Below are 23197 nucleotides of genomic sequence, written 5' to 3'. Positions count from 1 at the left end.
CCTAGCGATTGAGGACGAAGGCTTGCGGCAGGGCGTGCCGTGCGACCGACGGCGGGGCGCCCTCGTCGGTGCCTTCGGCCACGGCCTCGGGCAGCGTGATGGCGGGCAGAGGATCGGTGATCGGGGTGTGCTGCTGCGCCCACTGGCGGGCAGCCAGCCACCACTCCTGCGGAATGGGGTGCTGCCAGCCCTGGAAAAGAGGGTCGGACTCCACCGGCGGGTAGTAGTCGGCCAGCGACGAGGATGAGCCGGACGCCTGCAGGGTGTCCAGGTAAGGCACGGCGCCGGACATCGTTGCGTACCAGGGGCGCAGCACCATGGAGGACAGCGAGAGGTCGGGTGCGTAGCCGGTCACGCGCCACCGCAGCTGGGTGCCGCCGGTACGGTCAGCGGCGGGCAAGTCTGGGAACTGGAACACGCCGCGCGGGTTGTTACGGATGGCGACCATCTCGTGCCAGCTGACGCCTCCGTCGCGCGAGACCTCCCACACGAGTGGGTCATTGAAGATCGCCAGGCTGTCAACCAGCCACTGCCCGGTGCCCTCGCTGCCTTCCTGGACCAGCCGGACCCGCACGTCGTAGACGTTGTCGATGTCCCAGTCCAAGGAGACGTCTCCCCACGACCCCAGGGCCTCCATGCCCTGCCAGGTGCGGGTGCCGGACGCTGTCACGCTGTCCCAGGTCGGCTGTCCTGTTGGCGATCCGGTGCGGATGGTGGCCCCTACGTACCACTCGACGACCTGAGCTGCGTCGACAGACTGGACCGCCTCGGCCAGGATGCGGCCGTCGCCGTTGACGAGCTGCAGGTGCAGCGGTTCGGCCAGCGGCCCCTCGGTGTAAACCCGGGCCGCCGCGTACAGGCGGCCGCCAGGCGCGGGCGTGACCGGCCGCAGCGACTCGATGCCGCCGTTGTTCGCGTCCGAGGTGGAGTTCTCTACTTCCCACCACAGCGGCCGGTTGGGAAGCGGGTTGGAGGCCTCAACGTCGCCCCAGGTTGGGAACTGGCTCTCCAACGCGCCCCACGAGGACAGCGCGTGCCCCCGGACCACCTCAGCCATGCGCCCTATTGAGGCGGAGTACCGCGCGGACGAAGCGATGCTGGCGTCTCCGACTGGGCGCCACGAGTGCAGGCTCGGGTCGTCGAAGTCAGGGTCGGCGACGAGTTGCTTAGCATCCGACGCTTGAGCCGCGAACTGCACACCAAGTACACGCCTCTTGGAGATGAACGTCTTCGACGTGACCCGGGAGCCGAGCCACGGCGGCGCCTCCGTGGTCACCATCGCAGACCCGGTGTGCTTCCAGCCACCCGTCTCATCGGCGCTGTAGCCGGATAGAAAGGCCGTGTCGTGGAACAACTCGACGTACTGCTCGGTGTCCCGTTCGGCCACTGGGTCCGCCAGGTAGGCCAGGACCTGGCTGAGGGCGACTGTGTAGCCGACCTTCGTGTCCATGGCCAGCTGAACGACGTGGTATCGGTGCACGCCACTGCTGCTGAAGCGCGGGGCTCTGGAGCCGGGCAGTGGCATATACGGGAAGCGCTGCCCTGAGCGGCGCAGCACCTGCGCATCGAGTGGATCGGGCGCATACAGGGCCTCTGTAGGCAGGTATGGGTCCCCCGAGGAGTTGCTGCCTGAGGCGATGCGGTTGGCGTCCACGTACTGGTAGATAGCACCCTGCTCGGTCGCGACCCGAGCCCCGGCCGGTGCCACACCCGTCACCGTGTCGCCGGACGCAGGGATCGTGGCCTGAGCGCTGCCGGAATCCGAGGGAAACAGCCTCGTCGCGACGAGGGGGCTGGCCTGCGACGGGGTGAGCACGGTGGGCTGCAGGTTGGTGAACTCCAACTTGACGTGGCTCGCCTTGATCGGGCGGAACTTCAGCAGCCCCTTGCGCAGGGAGAAGTCGCCCGGGATGGGAGTCCACACCAGGTCGGAGTGGGCGACCGCCGGGCCGCCGATCAGACCCCAGGGGCACACTGAGTCCGACCCCGCTGTGACCAGGGTCGTGTCCAGGCGCAGGATCGCGCTGGAGCTGGTGTGCGCTGCCGGGTCGATGCCGTGCCCCGGCGAGAGGGCATAGCCGCTCGGGTCATCCCAGTAGCTCTCCAGCGAGTTGACGTCGGCTGCGCGCCCTCGCGCGAGGAAGAGGCTGCGGATCCGGATTCCGCCGCCCTCGCCCAGCAACGGGCCTCCGAGTCGGATCGTGGTGGGCGGGGCGACGTCGACCACTCGCGCGTCCTGCTGGATCCGCGTTTCCCACGGAGTGCGCACCGTCAATGTGCTGCCGTCGTACGCAATGCCGACCGCAATCTCCGCATTGACGCCGAACGAGACCGCAGCCAGCTCCACGGTGCGCTCACCGAGCTTCACAACGAGCGCGCCGTTCCGCAATGACACTGTCAGTGCGCCTGTGTCCAGGAAGGTGTGCTGTGCAATGTCGTCTGAGCTGAACTGAGGGTGCACGATCAGCCCGAGGAGGAACGGGGCCGCCGGATCAAACTGGCACGCCCGGTTGTCGACGTCCAGGTACGACCGCGCACCCCCGAACAGCACACCCTCGCTGTCGGCCACCGGCACATCGGATGCGGCCCGCACCAAGGGCAGCGTCAGTGGGGTGTCGCTGGGCGCGAACCGGTCCGGAAGCACCGTCTCGTCGGTGTAGTAGAGGTTCACTGTGGGGCCGGAAGTCACAGGATCCAGGTAGAGCCGGTCGATGACCTGCCCTTGCCCGGCCGATGTCCTCAGATCGAGATGCATGCTCACGACCGCGTTCGGCACCGGCTGAGGCGCGCACCGCCATACCCCCTGAGCCGGAGGCAACAGGTTCGCGGCCCGGTTGCGGCGCAACACGTACTCAACCTGCGACCCGAGGAGGTCGGTCGAGCCCGCAATGGGCGCTGAATACTCGCTATCTACCTGCGGCAGCCACGGCAGGTCATCGAGCGAGGCCGCCCGGTACGACACCTGGGCGTCCTTCACCCCGAGCGAGTACGGCACCGGCTGGCCGTCCGTGCCGCGCGGGCTCGACGCCGAGGGCAGCCGCGTCATGACCACGCGGAACCGGCTCGCCGTCACAGGGCTGACGTTGACGGCCTGCTCCATCCAGTGCCCGGCGCCGAAATGCTGCGGGTGGAGCTTTACCTCGCCAGCCACACCCGTCGGGATGACCGCAGGCAGCGAGTCCATGATGCTGATCTGGACCGGAGTGCTGGTTCGCGCCTGCATCAGCGGATTCCATATTCCGTCACGGTCCTGCCATTGCACCCAGGCCCGCTGCGGGAACCGCGCCAGCGAGAATGCAATGCGGTTCACCGGCCGGGCGGATGACAGCGAGAACTCGAAGACCTCGCGCAGGGGGTCGCCGTTGGCCCGAGCCGGGCTGGACCAGAAACGCTCCGTGCTGCCACTGACCTGACGCGCAGCCGTCTGTAGCCGCAATGCGTCCTTCACGGCCTCAAGCGGCATGCCGTCCACGGTCAGCGGCGCCAGAGCAGGGATCCCGAAGTCGCCAGACACACTGCCGATGCTCTGCACGGGCCGTGCAATGCGCCCCTTCCACGCCGAGCCTTCGGCCTTGCTCGGCACGTCCAGGCCGTTGAGCGCAGACGCCACGGCCGCCGTGTACGCGTAGAAGGCCCCGGTCCGGACCCCGGTGTCCCGGCCCGCGCGCGTGAAGTCCTCGAAGAAGGAGCGCCGTAGGCCGTTCGTCAGCTCCAGCTGGACGCCCATGGACCGGGCGCCCTTGTTGCAGATGTTGGTCGGGTCCGCTCCCGCGATCTCCGAGGACGCCTCCTCGACAATGAATCCGGCCTGCTCCAGGGAGCCCCTGATTCTGTCGGCGAGGTCTGTGTCGAGGCCGCCGAGGTAGGTGATTGCGTCGGTTCCCGACATCCCGTGCCAGGAGATGACGAAGTCGCTGGCTGACACAAGGCTCAGGGCCTGCGGCTCGTCGAAGTTCGTGCTGGTGATGTGCAAGTCGGCGTTGCCCGAGGTGAGCATGCCGTCGAAGGAGTAGAAGCGGTTTGCCGATCCGGCGAGGTAGTCCGCAATCTCCGTGGTGCCCGGCTCAATGCCGCCGCCGTGGATCGCAATGTGAGCCAGACGCGATCCCGGCGGTGTCCGTACGAGCAGCCGGTAGTCCACGCCGATCTGGCGCTCTGCAGCCAGAGCTGCGTAGTTCGGGTACTCGGCCATGCTGGTGGGCCCCCTCGCCGTCGTCGCCTTGCAGCCCTTGGCGACGCGAGAGGGCCCCGAAACAGGACGTCAGGCCGGGGGCTCGCGGCATGAACGGAGTATGTCAGTCGGTCGGCAGGACCATCCGGCGGTCGCCGCTGTAGGGGTTGGCCACCATGACACCGTCCGAGCCCGCCCGCGCGGCCTGGGCCTGTAGCGGATCCAGGGCACCGAGCGAGGCCCGGTAGACCGTGCTGGTGCCGTCCCGCCACACGACGGCCTGATCGATCGCGTCACTGGCCATGTCGGGCACCGGACCCGGCTCGGTGAAGTCCACGTCACTGGTCGGTGCGTAGGCGTACGACCGGCACGTCGGCATCTGCGAGCCGTACGACCACTCATCGCCCAGTCGGGCGGTGAGTGGCGGCTTGGGCAGGACGCGGGCAGAGGCCGGGTCGACGCCATCGGCCTCCTGCAGCGGGGAGAGCGGGTACGGAGAGGCACCGAGAGCGACCTGGCCTGGTGTGACCCGCGTGGCGATCTCCCAGTTCTCGCTGTCGGCGCTGACTGCCGAGATGGCTCGCGACAGCAGAGCAGACGTGCCCTGCGTGTCCACGGTGAGCAGGATGTGAGCTGGTTTCAGGCGCTCCAGGACACGCACCAGTGCCCACTCGTCGCTGGTGCGCTGAGCCCGGCCCTCGGGAGTCGACGGGTAGTCCCTGTTCACACGGACGAGTAGCTCGCTCCTCGTGAGGACGCCCGAGCGGCCGTAGAACGGAGTGCCTTCCAAGGCGCCCCAGATCTGCCCCTCGTACTCCTGCCAGTTCGCCCCCTCCATCCATGCCCAGGAATGGCCCGCCTCCTCAGGGTTCTCCGCCGCTTCGATGAGCGCCCACGACTCGAAGATGTCGACCTCGGCGGCCGTGACGGCCTCGGCCGCAGCTTGCAGTCCAGGGAGGGTGCCCCCGAGCGCAATGGCCTGCGCAAGCGCGGTCATGCGGTCACGGAACGAGGCGTCTGCGGCCTCAATGCCCTCCCACTCAGCCGCTGTTGCGGAACTGGTCTCCATGGGGTTGATCGGAAGCTGCTCGGCGTCGGTCCGAGTGGCCCCAAACAAGGACCCGTAGAACCGGTCGAGGTCGAAGAACCGGGCGCCGGAGGCGGACAGGCTCTGCAACTGAGCAAGTAGCAGTCGCTTGCGGAGCTGGCCGACCCCTGAATCTCCGAGCAGCGCCTGCATCAGGCGCATCAGATGCGACGTGGGCCGGAGGTCGTAGACCTCCTCGGGGAAGTGGCGCATCTGCTCGGCGATGGACACATCGGCGACGAGCATGCCGGTGCTGCTGGCCAGCGACGCGGTCTGCGGCACGGTGACGTCGGCCTGCAGAGGCATCAGGCCGTTGGGCAGGATCCCCGAGCCGTACAGACTCTCGCCCTGGTGCAGGAAGTCGTCAGCCATCACAGCACTCCGAACGAGTTGCGGGCCAGGGTCTTGAAGACGACGGCCCCGAGCACCGGCAACTCGTCGTCGCGGAAGTAGATGTCCTTTGCCCGGCCGGTGGCCGACTCGACATAGGACGCCATCGCAGCGCTGTCCGGCGCACCGTTGGGCGCAATCTGCTGCACGCCGACGATGGATGCATTGGGGTTGGCCGAGCTGTATCCGGTCACGTCTCCGCCGTGGAGCAGGCGGCAGTTGTCCACCCCCGGGACCTGGTGCACGACGGCCAGCACGTCACTGATCTGAACGTTGGAGTTGAACCCCATGCGGTTCAAGTAGTCGCTCAATGCGGTCCGGATGGCGTCCTGGACCGATGCAACGGAGCCGGTTGAGGAGGCTGTGTACATCACGCCCAGCGAGAAGCGCAGCCAGCGCTGCTTGGCCTGGTGCACGCGGGCGTCAATGCCGACCAGCCGCCAGCGGTTGACCGCGTCCTGCACCGACGCGGGGATCTCGTTGTAGGTGTAGTCACCGGCGCCGCCGACCACGAAGGCGCTGCCGTCGGCAGGCAGGTAGGTGCGGTGCCACTCCAGGCCGAAGCGGCTGGTGGGGCTCCAGCCGTCCACGGTGTCCTCATGCACCACCTGGTACGCGTATGTGACGCCGCCTGAGACGGTGCCCAGCGGGTGCTCCTTGGTGGCCAGACCGTACGTCGTGGAGCCGATGGTGAGGGTCGCGGGCGCGCTCAGGATCGGACCGAACGGAAGGGGCAGAAAGACGTTGGCGGCCTCCGGCCGGGTCTGGTCGGCCCGCAGCCAGTCGCCGGTGTACATGTCGACGGTGGAGACCGTCTGCCACTTCTTCGACTGCCGGAAGACGACGCTGGCCTGAGCCGCCTGCGCTCGCGTCCCGCCGGTGAAGACGTCGACCCGGTTCGTGACGTTCGTGGCCGGGCTGTTGCGCGAGACGACGGGCAGGTACTGGTACTCCACCGTGAGCAGCTCGCCAGAGGCCGGGAAGGCCCCCGACAGCTGACTGATCTTCGGAGGGTTCGAGGGAATCCAGGTGTAGTCGTAGTCCTTGACGAGCGGCGTGCCGTCCGCCTTCAGTACCTGCACCGGCGAGCTGTACACGTACTTCGCATCGGTGATCTGGGTGACGACGTCACCGCTCACCGGCACCTGCAGGATCTCGGACCTGGTGCGCGAAGAGCCGACCACAGAGGCGGCGTAGCAGTCCGCATCATCCAGGGCCACGCCCAGGTACATCTGCTCCGTCCCCGCGAGACTACGGAAGACGGTCTTCTTCCAGCGCTCACGCAGCTCCGTGTCGGTCTCCCGGGAGGTGCCCCCGGTCAGTGCGGCCGTATTGACCACAGCGGAGACGCCCTGGATCGGCGATGTGATGAGCGTGGCCATTCCAGCGCCCAGGTTGCCCTCAGGCCCGGCGGCTACGGCCTGCACCGCCACCGTGAGCGAGGCGGACCCGGGCATCATGGTGCCGCCGGTGACGGTCTGTACGATCAGAGCCGCGTCGGCGCCCGAAGCGATCTCCGTGCCGACCGGGATGAATACGGTCGGCGTGAGGTCACCAGTCCGGCTGAAAGTGACCGCTCCAACTGCCCGTCGGGCGGGGATGCGGGCAATACCGAAGAGCTGGGTGAAAGCGTCGAGGTCGGCGTCCGTCTTGCTGTCGATGTCGTAGGCGTACGACAGCAGGTGGTTCTCCAGGTACGCGTCGGCCAGGCTGGATGCCACCGCGTCCAGGATCTTGCGGACCGGCGTACCGACGGACGTGTCCAGTTCCGGTTCCGACACCGACAGCGCATCACGCATCTGCGTGACGATGTCCTCCAGGGAAACGCCCATCTCATGCCCTCTCGATCAGCGGGGGTGTGCAGGTCACAGGTCCACCGTCCGCGCGATCCGAACTGTCTCCCCGGCTTCGGTCCGCAGGGCGACCCGGACCTTGACGGTGTCGTACTGGATGTCGGTGGTGATGGACTGCACCTGCTTGACGACGTCCTGGTGGCTGTATCGCGAGCGCGCCCCGGACAGGGCGTCGGCTGCGATACTCGCTTGCTGGGCCGCAACGTACTCCTGCACCACGCGGACAACCTCTGAGCGGACCAGCAGTTCCAGCTCGGCCGTCAGAGGCTCGCCCACGTACGACTCCAGCACCGATCCGTAGGCCGGGTGGTACGGGTCGTGGCCGTAGGGCTCGGCAAGGGCCAGCGCCAGATCCTGCCGGATACGTGCAGCCCCGGTCAGGGTCCGGTAGCCACCCTCGCTAAGCGCCAGGTCCCCACCCACGAGCGCGAGCGTCTTCATGTGCCACCTCCTCGCCCCTTTCGGTAGCCAGGCGGCGCGGGAACACGAGGCCCGGCCTCCTGCAGTCCGAAAGAGGGGTGTCTGCGACACCACCTGACTCCGGTGCGGCAGTATGTGGGGCAACACAAGCCCGCCATAGGAGAATCGTGGACATCAGCACGCTGCCTCGGCAGCAACACAAAGACCTCGTTGCGATGCTGGCCGGACTCGAAGCGATCCAGGCATGGATCGATGAAAACGGGTGCCTGGTCATTGGGATCGGCGTCCTCAAGGGAGGGACCGGAAAGACCACCAGCACCATCTTCTTCGCGCTCTATCTGGCCATCGTGCTAGGGCTTAACGTGGCCGTCATCGACACGGACGACAACTCGCAGAGCGTCGACAACTGGCACAACATCCGTGACGCGCGCGGCGAAGACGTGAAGTTCACGCTGTACTCCTACGACCCCAAGGACGAGAACGCGCAGGACCTCGATGACATGATCGAGGGCCTCGCAGCCAACCACCAGGTCATCCTCGTCGATTCCGGTGGCGCCGGTAAGGAGACGTACTGGGAGATGTGCAAGGTCGCGCACATGCTCCTGCTCCCCGTTGCGCCCTCAGGCTACGAGATCGCCCGGGTCAGGTCGTCGCTCCGCCTGGCCGACAAGAGCGCCAAGTCGAAGATCGAGGGCGACCTTCAGGTGACCGTCTTCATGGTCAAGTGCTCCGGCAACAACACCCTGGCCCAGGAGCAGCGCCCGGTGCTGCAGAACATCGTCGACACCTGCGAAACCAAGTTCGTCAGTCCCACGCTGGCGCCGGAACCCTTCCAGATCAGCGGCTCGCCGGACTACCCCAGGTCCTGGGAGACCACACCGAAGCGCCCGCAGTTGCAGGAGTTCGGCCAGCTGTTCCGCTTCTTGATGAAGGACCTTGTCACGGAGGAAGCCGCAGAAGAGGAAGAGGCCACCGGAGAGACGGAAGAGGCGACGGTCTGATGGCGCGTGGGCAGGTTCCTATGAAGGCGACCAAGGAGACCCCTGCGGAGAAGCGCACCCGCCTCTCGTTGGCGGCCAGTCAGGCTACCGACAGCACCGCCCGGCGGGGAGAGGACGACAGCATCAGGGAATCGGCAGTCGACCGCGAGCTGGCCGAGATGGCGACGTCTGCGTCGGTGACGGCGGGCGAACCCGCCCGAGACGCAGGCGATTTTCCGCATCAGGCAGGGTCGGGCGAGCCTGCCGCTGCCGCTCCGGTAAGCCCGGAGACGGCCTCCGTCACTCTGGGGCGCGAGCTGAATGCCGGACTCACGTACATGGATCCCCCCGAGGGGGCTGATGTCCGTGAGCAGATTGCGCACCACCGGCGTCGGATCATGGCAGGAAACCGAGGGCTGACGAAGGGGCTCGGTCACCTCACGCGAGACTGGGTCCTCTCGGCCGGAGAGCACTTCTGGGCGGCGACCACCGACAACAAGGCGCTCAAGACGGCGGGATACAAGTCGGTCGACGAGTTCGCTGGCAGTGTCGATATGACGCGGGACGACGTGTATCGCGTTCGCCGCGCGGTGCCTGTCTACCGCGCCATCGGAGACCTGGTCGAGGAGCCGCTCAACGAGCGAACGGTTCGCGCTCTCTACGCGTCCCTGACCGACGGCAAGAAGTACGCTCCCACCCCCCAGCGGGTGGAGAACATCCGCCAGCAGTTCAAGGAGATGAAGACTGCTGGCAAGGTCACCTCTGCCGGTGCAGTGTGGGCACGGAAGCTCCTGGAGCTGGGACCGGCCGCCAGCATCGAGGACAGTGAGACTGCAGCGCAGCGGTCGCCCGCAGGAGACAAGATCGAGAAGGCGCTGAAAGCGAGGCGCTTCGTCGACCTGGACCTCTTGAAGGAGGCAAAGCAGGAAAGCCCTGAGATCGCGCAGCGCTACGTGAAGGAACTGCGGGAGCAGTACGAGGCAGCCGCTGCCCTGCTGGACGGATAGAAACTGTGGCCCACTGGGCCACAGTTCTGACCACGAAAAGTGTGGCCCACTGGGCCACACTTTTTTATGTGGCCGTGTACTGCAACACGGCCGGATCGGCCTTGATGGTGGACGTGTCGTCGGTCAGTAGCGGGGCCGTCGTGCCTTCCAGGTAGCCGCCACTCAGTGAGACCGCGCGAATCTTGTTGGCGATCAGCCCGTAGGCCGGTGTCACCACCCCCGTCCCGTCGTCGTCTCTTCCAGTGACGACGGTGAGTCCGCTGGCTATCAGAGGTGGGTGGATGTTGCTCGTGGTCCCCTCAACGCGGACCCCGGCCCCGCCCCCGTTCTTCCCGTCGCGGCGAGCGATGCAGCCGGAGAGGACAGTCGGCCGATTCCTCGCGGAGTTCAGGCAGGTGATGTACCAGCCGTTTCCTCCGTTCCTGTCGGTGGTGCAGCCGCTATAGAGGAGGTCAGCGCTGCCGAAGTCCAGGCGGTATCCATGCCCGGTGTTCCATGCGGCCCGGCAGGTTGTGTAGATGACGTCGCCCGGCGAGCGGTGGTAGAAGCCATCGCCCTTGTTGCCGACCGCGAGGCAGTCGGTGAGGGAGGCATCCGTCAGGTTCTGCAGGTAGAACCCGGTGAGGTTGTTTGCGTCTGCGGTGACCTCGACGAGGCGCCAGCCCTTGGGGAAGACGAACGTGCCGTCCGTGCGCGTGTACGGGCCGGTGCGGATGCCGTATCCGGTGAGCTGCCAGAAGGAGCAGTTCTCGATTCGGAGGTCCCGCACTGCGCCGGTGGCGTACAGGCCGCTGATGTTCGGGGCGGTGAGCGAGTCCGAGTAGACGCCGTTGAAGGTCAGCCCGATGATCCGGACACCGTCGATGTTCGTGGCGTGCCCGCCCTCCTGCGGGTCCTTGATCCGAATCAGCTCGCTGCCGGTGAATCCTCCGTAGGAGGGTTTGATGCAGGTGGGATCCAGGGTGTTGTAGGTCCAGCGGCCTGTGTGGTCGCCGCGTATCGTGATGTTGCGCCTGCGGATCTCCAGCGTCTTCTTGATGCGGTACTTGCCCGGCGGGATGTAGAGGGTGCCGCCCTCGGGGGTCGCGTCGATAGCCCGCTGAAGGGGGCCGTAGTTGTCGGTGTCGTCGTTCTTGCCCACGGCGCCGAAGTCGAGTGCGTTCAGCCACTGAGGTGAGCGGTTAGGGCTGGACTTGGCGTAGACGGAGGCGACATCGGTTTCGATCAGCGCTTTCAGTGTCCAGGCGCCGAGATCTCTGTCAGCAAGCCAGATCTGGCCCACCTGAGGTCGGATGCCGGTCCGGTGCACGGATGTGGTCGCGTCGAGGTACTGCCCTTCGGTGTCGATGCAGCGCGCGAGATTCCGTGCCCCGTCTATCTCGCGGATGGTGACCTGCTTGATGGTCCAGCCGATGCCGTACGTACCGGCGTTGCTCACAGTCATGCGCCACCTGCCATCGGGAGGCCGAGGAGCTTGTTCCCCTTGCCGGTGAGCCGTGCCGGGGCGGCGATGGATACGGCCGTGGAGAACCCGCCGTCTTTGCCGAACTTGAAGTTGTGCGTCACGGTCGTGACGTACGCCTGGAAGTTGAACTCCGGGATCTGGATCAGCATGCCCGGGTACAGCTCCGGCATGAAGGTAAGCGGCACGCTCGCGGAGTACTGGTAGGCGAACTGCCTCATGAACAGGAAGATCGCGGCGAACAACTGCGCCTTGGGGCCGACGAGGCCAGGTAGCTGCTGGTAGTCCGGCCGAGCGCCGAACCTCTGCTTGATCCAGTCCGCATACTCCTTGGCCTCCTTCTCGGTCATGTCCATGCCGAAAAGGGCTTTCCAGACGCCGGGGAAGTCGATCGTCACCACGCCGGTCGTGAACGCGGCCATCTGGTTCAGGACGCTCTCACCAACCGAGTTCTGCACCGTGCCGGTCGCCGGGTCGAACAGGTTCGTCGTCTGCGGGCTCGTCACCACGAATTGGTGCGTGACCATGTAGTCGTCCGACCAGGTCACCTCGAAGTCCTGGACCTCGATGGGCTGGATGACCATCTTGGCGGCCGTGCCCCACATGCCGTAGTAGTCGGGGTACCAGGCGATCAGGTCCCCGTTCGGTGCCGAACAGAAGCTCCGCATGGTCGAGTTGAAGAGATTCTTCAGATAAGGCAGCAGCGGTTGGTCGTTCAGCAGCGCGCGCGGCCCGGCCAGAGCCTGCGCCATCAGGTAGTTCGGGTCGCTCTCGGCCGTGGACAGCGGGAGCCACGCGTTGTCCCCGAACAGCTTGTCGAATGGGTCCTTCGGGTTGTAGCCGGGCACGTCGGCGCCGGTGGTCAGCTCGACCCCGGGGTCGCTCGGGTCGACCTCGCCGTAACCGCCGTCGTCGCCGCCCTCAAAGATCACCGTTCCTGCCCCGGTGGTGTAGGAGATCCGAGGCAGGAAGCCGCCGTAGTCCCAGTAGCTGGCGGAGACGGGCGGATTGACTCCGACATCGTGGGGCTTGGCCCCGCGCCTGTGGGCCCCGATCGTGTTCTTGCCGTCCCCCAGGGACATCTCGACGTGGTAGATGCTGCCGGGTGAGCCGCCCTTGAACACGAGCGCCCCGGGAGTGGCAAGGGCCTTCTTGACGCTTACCTTCTTGCAGAAGGCGTACTGGGCTGCCGCCACGCGTGGCAGGTTGTACAGGGATCCCATGGTGCGCAGGAACATGGCCTGGATGAAGGAGCTGCAGTCGAGGCCGGGCGGCGGGTCGGCTTTCAGGACGGCCATCTGCGTGCCGCCGTACTTCTGCGTGTACGGGATGTTCGGGTACTTCTTGCAGTAGTTCACGGCCATCTGGGCCAGATTGAGTCCGGAGGAGGTCCCCTGAGGCTTCGAGTTGAGACTCGATGCCTTGCCGCCCCCCTTCTCCAGGTCCTTCACCATCGCCGTGGCGTTCTTCTCGTGCTTGGCGTACTCCAGCGGCTTGCCAGAGCGCTGAACGGCCTGGCAGACCTGCCACATCTCGGCCTTGTCCCGGTTCTTCACCTTGAACAGGGCCTCGTAGAACTTCTTTGAGGAGTACTCCGGGTTCATGATCTGCGCCTTGGAGCCCCAGCCCTGTGAGGGCCGCTGCTGAAACAGGCCGACGCTGTCCCTGTCGCCGTGATCCAGGTTGCGCAGGCCGGACTCCTGCATCGCCGTCATGATCGCGATGATGCAGTCGCGAGTGGAGGCTCCCACCTGCTTGCCGACGCTGTAGATGGTCGCCGCGTTGGATTTCTGCTCCGAGGAGTTGAAACCGCCGTAGGTGCCGGTGAGGGCCGTGGCGTCAGCGCCGCCCTCGCCGACGGACGCCGAGCCCAAGGCCTCGAATAGAGTGCGGGCGACCTCGTCGGCCTCGTCCAGCTCGGCGTTGATCTGCTTGGCGAGCGTCTCGATGACGCTGAGCCAGTTGCCGGGAATCGCGGCGATGTGAGCCTTGCTCTCCGGCCAGCCCACGACCTTCTTCAGGATCGTCAGGACGACGTTCGTCATGCCGCCGTCGCTGACGCCGCTGTCCTTGCCCGCGTCCGTCAGGGCCTGGCGCACCATGGCCTGCGAGGCTTCGGCGTGGCTGTCCCAGTACCAGTACTGCAGGCGCTTGAGGCTGCAGGACGAGGTCAGGTGCACGACGCGCGGCCACGCGGTTACCAGCGGCACCCGGTTGAGGTAGCCGGTGTAGACCTGCACCCACTTCAAGCGCTTCATCTGGACCGACACCCGGTCGTTCGGGGCCAGCACGCCGTCGTACTTTCGCCGGGCGTTCTGCAGGGAGAAGGAGAAGTTGCTGACGCCGTCCGAGCGCCGGACCATCGACCCTTCCACCAGGTCATCGGATACGTCGATGATCCCGTGCTTCTGGGTCGCGATGTAGACCTTCACGCCCGGCGCCAGAACGAAATTCGGCACGTGCCCACCTCCACCCCTTGGGGCGAGTGGCTGACGCGCGGACACCATCGTGACTAGGCTCGCGGCGTGGATTGGGCCTTGACGGTTGTGGGCCTGGTACCTGATTGGAAAAGGGGCGGGCCCGCTCCGGCCAGAGAACATCGGACCCGCTCGAAGGCCCGCCGCCCGTGCGGCGGGCCTTTCAGCTGCCGTAGTCGTCCCGGCTGTAGCTCTCCTGGCCGTTGTCCGTGTGCGGAGTCGGAGGCCCCGCTTGCCCCCAGTCGCTGCCGCCGTCCGAACCGTCAATGACGTTCGCGTAGTTGCCGGAGGGCACCGCGTTGCCGCCGAGCTGGGTGCCCATGGGCCAGAAGTACTTCATGTCCGGGTCATTGCCGTCCACGAAGCTGCTGGTGGACCACTTCTCGGTGTCCTGCGGCTCGCGCGTCGTCTCGAACGTGATCGTCGGGGTCCACACCATGCCGCCGATGGTGTCGCCCCACTCGAACCCGGACAGCGGCACTCCCTCGCGGTCGAAGCCCCGCGAGGGGATCAGCACCCGCATGTCGGGGAACTTGGTTCCAGCAGGCAGCCCCGGGTTCATTACGTACGCGGCGTACAACTGCATCCAGTCCGCGAACGCCTTGCGCTCGGCGTACCCCCTGAGCAGCACGCGGACGTAGAACCGGGCCGGGGCCAGCCGGTGCGGGTAGTAGGCACGGGAGTTACGCGCCATCGACTCGTCGGCAACCATGGTCAGACCGTGACCCAGCATGTCGACCCGGACCCTCATGGACAGGTTGGTCCCGGCCAGAGGGAAGGTCATAGTGCAGTTCAGCCCCCTTCGCGTGTCTGCCACCATTCCTCCTCCTCGGACGGGTCCGGCACGGTCTCCTCGGTCGGCCGCATGGGGTCGAACGGCGCGAACGACGGACGCGAGAGCCGCTCGTGGTCGGCGGCCGACAGGTCGGGGAACAAACCATGCTTGGTCATGACGAACCCGCCCATGGGCACGATGCCCTCGACGCCGGACGGCAGCGGCTGCGGCATTGAAACGGGCACGTCGGACCCCCACTGATCAGCCATCAGTCCTCCTTCTGCCCGGAGTCGGTGTCCTTGGAGTCATCGGCGATGCCGCCGTTGTACTCGCTCTGCCGCCAGCCGATGCCCTCGCTGATGCGCTTGATGTACGAGGCGATGGCGCTGGCCTGGGCGGCATCAACCTGGCTCATCGACGACCCAGCCTTGACCAGGGAATCCGACCCGGCGGACACGATGAACATCGTGAGCTTGTAGCCGTGGGAGAACTTGCCAGTGCGGTGCTCGATGGAGGCCGAGCCGTCGATGTCCTCGACGGACTTCAGGTAGACCAGCCAGCGCCAGTTGCGCGGCGGGTAGTTGAAGATCGCCGGTTGATGCATCTTGCCGGGCTGGCTGGAGTCTCGGGACTGGTATTCCATGATGGCCCGGCAGCGCGCGATGAACGCTTCATGCAGGCGCCAGGAGGCCCCGGCATGGTCAGGGTTCGAGTCCGGCGAGCGTCCGGCCGTCCGGTTCTCGCCGAGATAGCCGACCACGGTCAGGTCACGAAGCGTGGCCCCGGTGATCTGTACGACCCGGCCGCCGACCGTGTCAGTGACGCTGGTGTGGATCTCGAAGCCCCAGTCGATCGAGCTGGGGTTGATGCGGAAGTTGAGCTGGGGGCCACCGGAGAAACCCAGGGACGCGAGGGCCACGAGTTACTCCTGCCAGCTCGGGTTGGAGGCGAACGGGCTCAGCGGCGGATTTGCCGTCGCCGAGGAGCCGTTGACGCCGGTGGAATCCAGGACGGTCAGTAGTCTTCTGGCCTCGGCCGTCAACGAGATCTCCAGCTTGTCGCGGCCCTTCTTGTCCTTCTTCGTGTGGTCCTTCTCCCACTTCGCGTACGACTCGCCCTCCGACTCCTTGGCCTTGGCCTCCTTGGAGAAGTCGCGCAGCGGGTCGACCTTGTCCTCGCCGAGAACCTGGGCGACGGTCTTGCCCGCCTGGTCGCCCTCGACGATGACGGCCTTGCCACTGGCCAGCTCATTGCGGTGCCGCTTGATCGCGTCGGCCAGGGAGACGACCTTCTTGCCGGTCTTGGTGGTCACTGCGACCTTGGACTTGTTGTCGCCCTTGATCTTGTTCAGCAGCGAGTAGATGACCGGGTCCTCCTGGCCGCCGTTCTTCTTGTGCCAGTCCTGGTAGGCGTTGTAGGCGTCGGAGTTGTCGCCGCCGAAGCCGAGGAACCCGCCGCTGTGCTCGTTGTCCAGGTTCTTGTCGCCGACCAGCGTCTTGCCCGCGTTCAGGCCTCGGTCGTCCATCGGGATGCGGGCTGTCTCGCCCACTCCCTTGATGACGCTGTTCTTCTCGCTGATCTTCTTCTGCTCGGCCTTGTCCTTCTTCGACATGGACTGCGCCGTGGCCAGCGAGCCCTTGTCGTTGTACTGCTGCACGATCCAGGTGGCAGCCTTCACCGGGTCGCTGGCCAGCCCCTTGTTGCCAGACAGGCGCGCGACGACCTGAGCGAGCGCGGGCGAGTCGTTGGGGTAGAACTTGCGGATCAGCTCCTCGCCGATCTGCGTGGCCACCGCCTCGGAGAGGTTGCCCGCGCCGCCGCTCTTGCTGACCTGCGTCTTGATCCACTCTTCGACGCCCGGCTTCAGCACCGCCTGGACGGCGGCGTAGTCCAGGTTCTGGTCGGCCATGCCCTTCGCGGTAACGCCTGAGGTCAGGTAGTCCGAGACACTCATTCCGGCCGTGGAGGCGGCCATGTAGGCGTGGCTCATGCTGAGCCGGTCGGAAACGTCCAGGTCCTGGAAAGAGCGGCCGTAGGAGTTCTTGGTCTGCTGCTCCAGCTGTGCGACACCGACGGCTGAGGAGCCGAATCCGTTCTTCGTCGCGGTGTCCATCAGCTGCGTGAACTCGGCACGAGCCATCTGGGAGTTGACCCCGGCCTTGCCCGCGCTGTCGGACACGTCCTTGAGTGCCTTGGAGAGGTCCTTGAACTGGATCTGGGCGTTCTTACTGGCCACCTGCAGTTCCTGCAGGCTCTCGTCGACTGTGGCGCCGTAGGACGTCTTGCCGTGATAGACGAAGTTCAGCGCGTCCTGGCGGCCGGGGCCGCCCTCGACCTTCGAGTTGTACCCCAGCTTGGTGACGCCCTTGAACGCCTTGCGCGCCTCGTCGCTGGACAGCACACCGAACGTGGTCCAGCGGTACGCCTCCTCGTGAGCGCGCTCCGCGAAGCCCGCCACGTTCGAGCCGCCCTCGATCGACTGGTAGTAGGCGTTCTTGTCGCGCTGGGAGCGGACCTCGGCCGGAATCTGCGAGCCGACGGCGATAGCGGCACCCACAACACCGCCCGCCGCGCCGCCGACCATGGTGCCGATCCGAGGCAGCGCTGCGCGCGTCCACGACCCCATGCCGCTGCCGCCGCCCCCGCCGCTGCCAGGATGCGACGGCGCGACGATCGGCCCCGGATACGGGCCGGGCGCAGGCCCGTTGTACCCGCCGTGGTACGGCATCGTTGGCCACCCGTAGCCCATCGGGTAACCCATCGGCGGCATGCTGGCCGGAACCGGTGCAGGCGCCGCCGGAGTACCCGACGGCGCTGCCGGGCTGGTGGGCGGTGTCGGGCCGGGAGGCTGAGTCCCGGCCGGGGCAGCGGGAGAGGCCGGGGCGTTCTGGGGCCGGTTGAGGACGACCTGGCTCAGGAACGATGCGGCCGTCTGCTGCAGCCATGCGGCCGTCGGCGCGGCCGGAGTCGGCAGCTGCCCGCCCATGAGCGCCGTCGGGTTCAGCACGTTCTGACGGGCTGTGCGTAGCGCCTGGGCCGCCGAGGACGGCAGGTTGTTCAGGGTCTGCTGCTGGTGCAGCAGCGCCTGCAGTTGAATGGTCAGCTGGCGCAGGGCGCCCGTGACGCCCTGGCCGCCGCCACCCGGCGGAGGCGTTGTCATTGCCACTCCCGATCGAAGTCCACGTTCGGCACGTCAGGCATCTCCGGCGCCTCAGGCTCGGCCGCGCCCTCGACCGTGACGCGACTCGATGCGAGCGCCTCCTGCATGAGCGCCCAGTCGTCGGCCGATGCGCCGTCCTGCCAGTCGACCGCCGAGTAGTCGAAGTCCACGTCCTCGTCGTCCGCCGGGTCGACGTCCTCGGGGGCGAAGCGGTCTGGGAAGACGTCGTGCGGATCTGCGCCGCTGGCCACCAGAGCAAGCCGCAGCTGTTCGTCTCGCGTCTCGCCCGACGCCCAGCCGTCGGCCAGGATCAGCAGCTCCAGTCCGAACTGCTGCACCACAGAGGGGTGTCGGGTCTGAAGGAGCCCCCGGCGCTCTGCGATGCGCAGATGCCGCTCTAGCCAGGGGTGGAGTCCGTCGGGCCGAAGGCTTTTCCCATCGCGGCGACCACCTGCGCGGCCTTGTCCTCCAGCTGCAGGTACCGCTGGAAGACCTCGTGGATGGCGTAGGAGAACCAGTTCGCCTTGACGTAAGCGAACCGCCGGTGGGCCCACTCGGCCAGCTTCCCGTCCTCGGCGATCGGCGTCGGAAGCTCCTCGCCGTCCACCGAGACCGTCGCCATGGCAACGACCGCCGTGGCGTATGCGAGCTGCTCGCCGCCGCCCGTGCCCTCGTACTGCTTGGTGACCTGGGCGACCGCGAGCTGCTCGTCGACCCCGAGCGTGCGGATGACGAAGTTGTGCCCCAGCCAGGGGAACGACTCGGTCAGCGCACCGATGTACATCAGCCCAGTGAACGACTCGGTGTGCCTCTCGTCGAAGGGCGGCAGTTCGGTGCCGTCCTCGTCGACGAGCTTGGGCTGGTCCTGCGGCGTGGCGGCCTTGCGGCCCGGCCTGTCGGCGGGGTCGTAGGTGCCGTAGGTGTCAGACATCGCGATCCCCCTGGTCAGCGCAGTCGGGTGGAGTGGGTGTAAGCGGCGACCACGGGCTTGGCTACGTCGAGGCCGCCGACCGTGAGGGTGTCGCCGTCGGCGACGTCCACGATCGTGACGTTGTGGTAGATCTTCCCGCGCCACTTGCTCGGGTTGGATTCGGTGCCGGGCGGCTTGATGATCGTCTGCGCGGTTACGTAGTTCGCGGTCTGGGCCAGCCGATCGAAGATCTCGACGATGTTCGACGTGCCGGTCATGCCCGCGAGGTGCTCCCAGTGGGCCTTGTCCCACAGCTCCTGGATCGTCAGCTGCAGGGTGCCGCCCGCGAGCACGCGGGACGTCGCGATCTCGGTCGGGGTGCGGCTCCCCATCGGGTGGATGAAGGAGTACGCCTGCCCCTTGTCGGACCAGGCCCGCTGTCCCGAGTCCTCCACGCTGATCAAGAACGCGATCGGCTTCCCGGCGTACACGAAGGTCGAGTAGCCGGAGCCGGTAACGCGTGCCTTTCCGGAAGGCATTGCTCACCACCCCATCCATAGGTCTCACCCCCTACGGCTGGCTGTGTGGCAGCGGACAGCAGAGGACCCCGGGGCCCTCACCCCGGGGTCCTCCTGGAACGCGGCAGACGGCCCGTCGTCGGCTGCCGCGCAGGTCTTACGCCGTCTGGTCCTCGGATGCGTCCGTGGAGGTCTCGCCCGTGTTCAGGTCGACGGCGAACTTGATCACGATGTAGTTCATCGGGATGGCGGGCTTGTACGAGAACGTCGCCTCGATGATCGACGGATCCGCCGACAGCTGTCGTACCTGCACGTTTGCGTACGACACGATCGTCGCGTCGCTCGTCGCCTGCTCCAGGATGCCTACCAGCGCGGACTTCACGTTCACGGTCATCTCCGGCGTGATCGGCTCACCGATCAGACCGGAGTTCTCCATGCCGGACTGCACCATCTGCAGCAGGGTGTCGCCGATCCGTGTCAGCGAGATTTCCTGCGTGAGGATGGACGTCATGTTCGTCGACAGGCCGTGCCGGACGACGAGCTGGTTGGCGGAGTTGATCTCCGCGACGCTGACGCCGGACCGCGACAGGTTGTTGCGGAACGTCCTGGTCATCGCCTGCGCGATCGGTGCAGGCAGGCCCGTGAAGCTCGTCAGCGACTGGCGGCTCAGACCACGCGCGACCGGGTTGCGGGCCAGCCGTCCGGCCATCGCGGCCGCCAGGTAGAAGCCGTCGATCTCGGTCGAAGCGTTCACCGCGCTGTTGAAGGCCAGCACGCGGTTCGGGTAGGCGATGGCCAGCCGCTTGCTCGACTGCTGGATGGCCAGCTGGTCGTGGCCGGTGACGTTGTCGTAGGTCGTCGCCACACCCGTGAAGGCGATCCGGCCGTAACCGTCCGACGCAGCGCTCTCGCAGTGCAGCTTCACGTCGGCCAGCAGGTTCGCCACGTTGGTCGACGTGTGCGCGTCGTACGCGCCGTCCACGAACAACGGCACCAGGAGCTGCGCCCGGTAGTCGACCTCGACCTTCTTGTACGCCGCCGCGAGCTGCGTACGGAAGTCGCCCACCGCAGGGTTCGTCGGCACACACAGCACGGAAGCGGCGCCGTTTTCCAGCGCAATCTTGGCCGCGAGCGTCATCGGAGACGCGACCTGCGATCCGGTCGGGTCCGTCGGCGCCACGGACACCAGCGCCGGGCCGTACGCAGCGACGACCTGGTCGTAGTCCTCGAACTCTGTCGGCTCGTAGTACGTGGCCGACGTGAACGCGTACGTGATGCGGACCTGGTCGCCGTCCTTGAGCCCGTTGGGGCTCGGCTTGGTCAGGTCACCGTCGTCGGCCGACAGCCGCCGGATCTGCGTGACCGCCGTGGCCGCGCTGCCCGACCCGGCGACCACCTGGAAGGTGTAGTCATCCCCGTAGACGAGAGCCTGGCCCGCGAGCGTCTTCACCACCGGCGCCGCGATCGGCGGCGGCCCCGTAACAGCAGAGGCGTATACGCCCCGCTGGGTCAGCGACGTCGGCGACGCGGCATACACCGTCAGCACCTCGGTCAGCGTCTCGTAGCCCAGCGCGGGCCCCAGGATCGTCACCGTGGACGTCGACACCGAGCGCGGGGTGACCACCGGAGTCGAGGCGTCGCTGACGTATACGCCCGGCGGCGTGTACGTCGTTGAGGAGATATCGGGCATGCCACCCACCCAGTTGCGTCGGTCAGCTGTCACCCCTTGGGGCTGCAGCGGCCGAGCGGACAGGAGGACGACGAACTACTAATCCGGGACGGACTGGTAGCGCAGTAGTAGTTCTAGTAGTTCAGTGCCAGACGTCGAATCCCTCGCCGCGCGCCCCGTTGTCAAGCGACAGGTCAGCGTTCGCCACGACCTGGATCTTCGACAGGGGCACGATGACGCCTGTCTCTGGGTCAGGTACGAAGTCGCCGATCATGTCGACGTTCAGAGTGCGCTCATAGACGACCTCGTCCGTGCCCCACGGCGTGCCAGGCTCGGCGCTCTCGCCGGTCGACTCGATCTCGTCGGTCCGCAGCGTCAGGTCGATCAGGTCGTTGGTCTCCAGGCACTGGCGGAATCGGCCGCGCACACTGTCGAATCCGGACCACGCGATGGTGGCCACCAGCTCGTCGTACACCCGGTCGCGCTCCAGCGAGGTCAGCGCGACGATCACGAACTCCCAGGAGCCCTCAAACCGCCAGCGCGTGTACGGGGTGACCTTGGCCCCGCTTGCCTGGTCGGTGTTCTCTACATGCGCCACACCGGACTGCCGCAGCGGCGAGGTGTCGCTGTAGCGCACCCAGACCTCAGGCAGCTGGACCGCCTTGACTGGGTACTCCAGCGAGCAGTGCAGCCCCCGGAACTCAGGTACGGGGTACTGGTCGTCGAACGCGGCATGCATGGCCTCGATCGCGAGTGCCTTGACCCGGCTGAGATACACGAACGCCTCTCCTTCGTCACCCCTTGGGGCGCAAAAGGAGAGGCTGACAGGGGCGGCTCAGTGCCAGTAGCGGTCCTCGTCCTGTTCGTCGTCGTGGTGACCGAGATCTACCTCGCCGATCACGGTGAAGCCGTGCCGGGACCGGACGTCGTCGGAGTAGTTGCCCCGGGAGCGTCCATGGACGTCGTGGCTGGGGTCCTTCTCCACCGGCCCGTTGGGGTGGACCTCGTAGACGTGCGCCCGGCCGCCATGGGTCATGGCTGCCTGGTCGGCGTATGACTCGGCGCTACTACGGCCGGTCGCGTAGGCGTAGCCGGGCTCGTGGATTCCCAGGTTGCTGCCGAAGTTCCCCCGCGAGCCGTGGTTGGGGTGCACCTGCTCCAGGTCCTCGGCGGTGGTCCCGTGAAAGTACCTGGGTGCTGCTTCGCCGCCCTCGTCGGAGCGCTGGTCGTGGATGTGCACCGGCACCTCGCCGTGCCCCAGGTCCTTGAGCGCCTGCAAGAGGTGCTCGTGGTGCTGGTGGTCGTCCGGATCGGTCTCGCTGCCGCTGGCGTGGTGGTACAGATTTTCGCCGTGGTCGGTGATGTTCAGGCCGAGTTTTCCGTGCCGCTCCGGGCTGTACCCGTGGTGCGCGATAGACGAAGAGAGGCGCTCCACCTGACCTCGGTTCTGCTCCGACCCGGTCGTGCGGCCCTCCAGCTCGGAGGGGTGGATGTGCTCCTCGCTGTCGTACGGCTCCCAGTTGCCCAACTTCGCGATCTCCGCCCACACCAGTGTCATCTGAATTCCTCACCGTGGAGTCTCACATAGTTCCGCCAGCCCTTATCGGCGATGTAGACCCGCTCGGCCAGCAAGCCGGTCTTCTGCGCAGCGAGGGTCATGGACGTGTTCAGGAAGGAACGCGGCTTGATGCCCGGGTGACGCCAGCGAACGCCTCCGTTGCCCTCGGCGATAGCACCCGGCCGCTTGCCCGGCCGAGTCCACGGCCGGGCCGCCTCGCGCCGCGAGATGCGCCCTGGAGCGCCCGGGTAGGAGGCGGGCTTGTCCGACACGAGGACCTTGAGCCCCGTCTTCGGGTCGCGCCGGTAGACCTTCTTGCGGGCCCCAATCAAGGCTGCCCTCCGGAAGATCAGTACCTGGACCTTGCCGCTCTCGGTGACCCGGGTCTTCGCCTTCGGATTGTCGCGTCGCTCCTGCCCTGTTGGGTCGTCGATCCACATCGGGATCGTCTTGCCCGCCAGCGACCGCATCGTGAAGGGCTGCGTGCCGTGGTCCTGATACCAGACGATTTGAGTGGCCCACTGGATCCCGAAGTACCCCTTGCCGTACAGCGGCTGCAGGCCGCGCGCGCTCGCGCCGGACAGCTTCGGCATGCGGCGACGGGCCTGGCGGACCGCTTCCCGGGCCGCCGCGCGTGCAGCGCCGGGCGACAATCCCTTCTCGATCATGATCATGCGGTCGGGGTGCGTAACCAGGTGCACCTCGGGCACTTCGACCTGCGGCATGACTGCGCCCTCCCAGCTTCACCTCTTCAGGCGGC

Annotated in this window: 19 protein-coding genes; 2 read left to right on the top strand and 17 right to left on the bottom strand. The window is 66.8% G+C overall.

Going from position 1 to position 23197, the window contains the following annotated elements; translation table 11 throughout:
* Window position 1: 1 nt before the first annotated feature.
* From ACQUQD_RS41870 to ACQUQD_RS41855, 4 genes are all read right to left on the bottom strand, one after another.
* Window positions 2-4192 (bottom strand): poly-gamma-glutamate hydrolase family protein, encoded by a 4191-nt coding sequence (locus tag ACQUQD_RS41870; RefSeq protein WP_428957962.1) that lies wholly within the window; start codon window positions 4190-4192, stop codon window positions 2-4.
* Window positions 4193-4295: 103 nt separating this feature from the next.
* Window positions 4296-5630, bottom strand: a complete 1335-nt coding sequence (locus ACQUQD_RS41865; RefSeq protein ID WP_428957961.1) for a DUF7297 family protein — start codon at window positions 5628-5630, stop codon at window positions 4296-4298.
* Entirely contained in the window at window positions 5630-7480 is a 1851-nt protein-coding gene (locus tag ACQUQD_RS41860; protein ID WP_428957960.1) for a baseplate J/gp47 family protein, read from the bottom strand. The genes ACQUQD_RS41865 and ACQUQD_RS41860 overlap by 1 nt, the downstream gene beginning before the upstream one ends.
* 33 nt (window positions 7481-7513) lie before the next feature.
* Window positions 7514-7942 (bottom strand): hypothetical protein, encoded by a 429-nt coding sequence (locus tag ACQUQD_RS41855; protein ID WP_428957959.1) that lies wholly within the window; start codon window positions 7940-7942, stop codon window positions 7514-7516.
* Between the two features lie 146 nt (window positions 7943-8088).
* On the opposite strand from ACQUQD_RS41855, the gene ACQUQD_RS41850 reads away from it, so the two are divergent.
* A complete protein-coding gene (locus tag ACQUQD_RS41850) occupies window positions 8089-8922 on the top strand; it encodes a ParA family protein (RefSeq protein WP_428957958.1) in 834 nt (277 codons plus the stop codon).
* 20 nt (window positions 8923-8942) lie between these two features.
* Window positions 8943-9908 carry a hypothetical protein gene (locus tag ACQUQD_RS41845; RefSeq protein WP_428957957.1) on the top strand — a complete coding sequence of 322 codons (966 nt, stop codon included), beginning with the start codon at window positions 8943-8945 and terminating at the stop codon, window positions 9906-9908.
* 64 nt (window positions 9909-9972) lie between these two features.
* On the opposite strand, the gene ACQUQD_RS41840 is transcribed toward ACQUQD_RS41845, so the two are convergent.
* The 13 genes from ACQUQD_RS41840 to ACQUQD_RS41780 all read right to left on the bottom strand — a co-directional run bounded on the left by ACQUQD_RS41840 (window position 9973) and on the right by ACQUQD_RS41780 (window position 23162).
* On the bottom strand, window positions 9973-11352 hold the full coding sequence (locus ACQUQD_RS41840) for a glycosyl hydrolase family 28-related protein (RefSeq protein WP_428957956.1): 1380 nt from the start codon (window positions 11350-11352) through the stop codon (window positions 9973-9975).
* Complete coding sequence (locus ACQUQD_RS41835) at window positions 11349-13829, bottom strand: C40 family peptidase (protein ID WP_428957955.1); 2481 nt, start codon at window positions 13827-13829, stop codon at window positions 11349-11351. The genes ACQUQD_RS41840 and ACQUQD_RS41835 overlap by 4 nt, the downstream gene beginning before the upstream one ends.
* 181 nt (window positions 13830-14010) lie before the next feature.
* Entirely contained in the window at window positions 14011-14631 is a 621-nt protein-coding gene (locus ACQUQD_RS41830) for a hypothetical protein (protein ID WP_428957954.1), read from the bottom strand.
* Between the two features lie 8 nt (window positions 14632-14639).
* Complete coding sequence (locus tag ACQUQD_RS41825) at window positions 14640-14891, bottom strand: hypothetical protein (RefSeq protein ID WP_428957953.1); 252 nt, start codon at window positions 14889-14891, stop codon at window positions 14640-14642.
* Window positions 14891-15541, bottom strand: coding sequence for a hypothetical protein (locus ACQUQD_RS41820; RefSeq protein WP_428957952.1), 651 nt, complete (start codon window positions 15539-15541; stop codon window positions 14891-14893). Before ACQUQD_RS41820 ends, ACQUQD_RS41825 begins: the two co-directional genes overlap by 1 nt.
* 3 nt (window positions 15542-15544) lie before the next feature.
* Window positions 15545-17782 carry a hypothetical protein gene (locus ACQUQD_RS41815; protein ID WP_428957951.1) on the bottom strand — a complete coding sequence of 746 codons (2238 nt, stop codon included), beginning with the start codon at window positions 17780-17782 and terminating at the stop codon, window positions 15545-15547.
* The gene (locus tag ACQUQD_RS41810) at window positions 17779-18120 is read right to left on the bottom strand and encodes a hypothetical protein (RefSeq protein ID WP_428957950.1); all 342 of its coding nucleotides are present in this window, start codon (window positions 18118-18120) and stop codon (window positions 17779-17781) included. The genes ACQUQD_RS41815 and ACQUQD_RS41810 overlap by 4 nt, the downstream gene beginning before the upstream one ends.
* Before the next feature lie 59 nt (window positions 18121-18179).
* On the bottom strand, window positions 18180-18713 hold the full coding sequence (locus ACQUQD_RS41805) for a hypothetical protein (RefSeq protein WP_428957949.1): 534 nt from the start codon (window positions 18711-18713) through the stop codon (window positions 18180-18182).
* A gap of 14 nt (window positions 18714-18727) precedes the next feature.
* A complete protein-coding gene (locus tag ACQUQD_RS41800; RefSeq protein ID WP_428957948.1) occupies window positions 18728-19231 on the bottom strand; it encodes a hypothetical protein in 504 nt (167 codons plus the stop codon).
* Between the two features lie 136 nt (window positions 19232-19367).
* Complete coding sequence (locus tag ACQUQD_RS41795; protein ID WP_428957947.1) at window positions 19368-20900, bottom strand: hypothetical protein; 1533 nt, start codon at window positions 20898-20900, stop codon at window positions 19368-19370.
* A 121-nt stretch (window positions 20901-21021) separates the two neighbouring features.
* The gene (locus ACQUQD_RS41790) at window positions 21022-21657 is read right to left on the bottom strand and encodes a hypothetical protein (protein WP_428957946.1); all 636 of its coding nucleotides are present in this window, start codon (window positions 21655-21657) and stop codon (window positions 21022-21024) included.
* A gap of 57 nt (window positions 21658-21714) precedes the next feature.
* Window positions 21715-22437, bottom strand: coding sequence for an NAD(+)--rifampin ADP-ribosyltransferase (locus ACQUQD_RS41785; RefSeq protein ID WP_428957945.1), 723 nt, complete (start codon window positions 22435-22437; stop codon window positions 21715-21717).
* Window positions 22434-23162, bottom strand: a complete 729-nt coding sequence (locus tag ACQUQD_RS41780) for a hypothetical protein (protein ID WP_428957944.1) — start codon at window positions 23160-23162, stop codon at window positions 22434-22436. The genes ACQUQD_RS41785 and ACQUQD_RS41780 overlap by 4 nt, the downstream gene beginning before the upstream one ends.
* Window positions 23163-23197: the final 35 nt, after the last annotated feature.

The sequence above is a fragment of the Streptomyces sp. cg35 genome, from assembly GCF_050410835.1.
In the GTDB taxonomy this organism is placed as follows: Bacteria; Actinomycetota; Actinomycetes; order Streptomycetales; family Streptomycetaceae; genus Streptomyces.
Note: the sequence above shows the minus strand (reverse complement) of the source record. Positions and strands in the feature narration are given on the sequence as shown.

Bases quoted from the DNA above. Each gene is read 5' to 3' on its own strand.
- ACQUQD_RS41870 (WP_428957962.1), bottom strand. From the start codon at position 4,192: ATGGCCGAGTACCCGAACTACGCAGCTCTGGCTGCAGAGCGCCAGATC.
- ACQUQD_RS41865 (WP_428957961.1), bottom strand. From the start codon at position 5,630: ATGGCTGACGACTTCCTGCACCAGGGCGAGAGTCTGTACGGCTCGGGG.
- ACQUQD_RS41860 (WP_428957960.1), bottom strand. From the start codon at position 7,480: ATGGGCGTTTCCCTGGAGGACATCGTCACGCAGATGCGTGATGCGCTG.
- ACQUQD_RS41855 (WP_428957959.1), bottom strand. From the start codon at position 7,942: ATGAAGACGCTCGCGCTCGTGGGTGGGGACCTGGCGCTTAGCGAGGGT.
- ACQUQD_RS41845 (WP_428957957.1), top strand. From the start codon at position 8,943: ATGAAGGCGACCAAGGAGACCCCTGCGGAGAAGCGCACCCGCCTCTCG.
- ACQUQD_RS41840 (WP_428957956.1), bottom strand. From the start codon at position 11,352: ATGACTGTGAGCAACGCCGGTACGTACGGCATCGGCTGGACCATCAAG.
- ACQUQD_RS41830 (WP_428957954.1), bottom strand. From the start codon at position 14,631: ATGACCTTCCCTCTGGCCGGGACCAACCTGTCCATGAGGGTCCGGGTC.
- ACQUQD_RS41825 (WP_428957953.1), bottom strand. From the start codon at position 14,891: ATGGCTGATCAGTGGGGGTCCGACGTGCCCGTTTCAATGCCGCAGCCG.
- ACQUQD_RS41815 (WP_428957951.1), bottom strand. From the start codon at position 17,782: ATGACAACGCCTCCGCCGGGTGGCGGCGGCCAGGGCGTCACGGGCGCC.
- ACQUQD_RS41805 (WP_428957949.1), bottom strand. From the start codon at position 18,713: ATGTCTGACACCTACGGCACCTACGACCCCGCCGACAGGCCGGGCCGC.
- ACQUQD_RS41800 (WP_428957948.1), bottom strand. From the start codon at position 19,231: ATGCCTTCCGGAAAGGCACGCGTTACCGGCTCCGGCTACTCGACCTTC.
- ACQUQD_RS41795 (WP_428957947.1), bottom strand. From the start codon at position 20,900: ATGCCCGATATCTCCTCAACGACGTACACGCCGCCGGGCGTATACGTC.
- ACQUQD_RS41785 (WP_428957945.1), bottom strand. From the start codon at position 22,437: ATGACACTGGTGTGGGCGGAGATCGCGAAGTTGGGCAACTGGGAGCCG.
- ACQUQD_RS41780 (WP_428957944.1), bottom strand. From the start codon at position 23,162: ATGCCGCAGGTCGAAGTGCCCGAGGTGCACCTGGTTACGCACCCCGAC.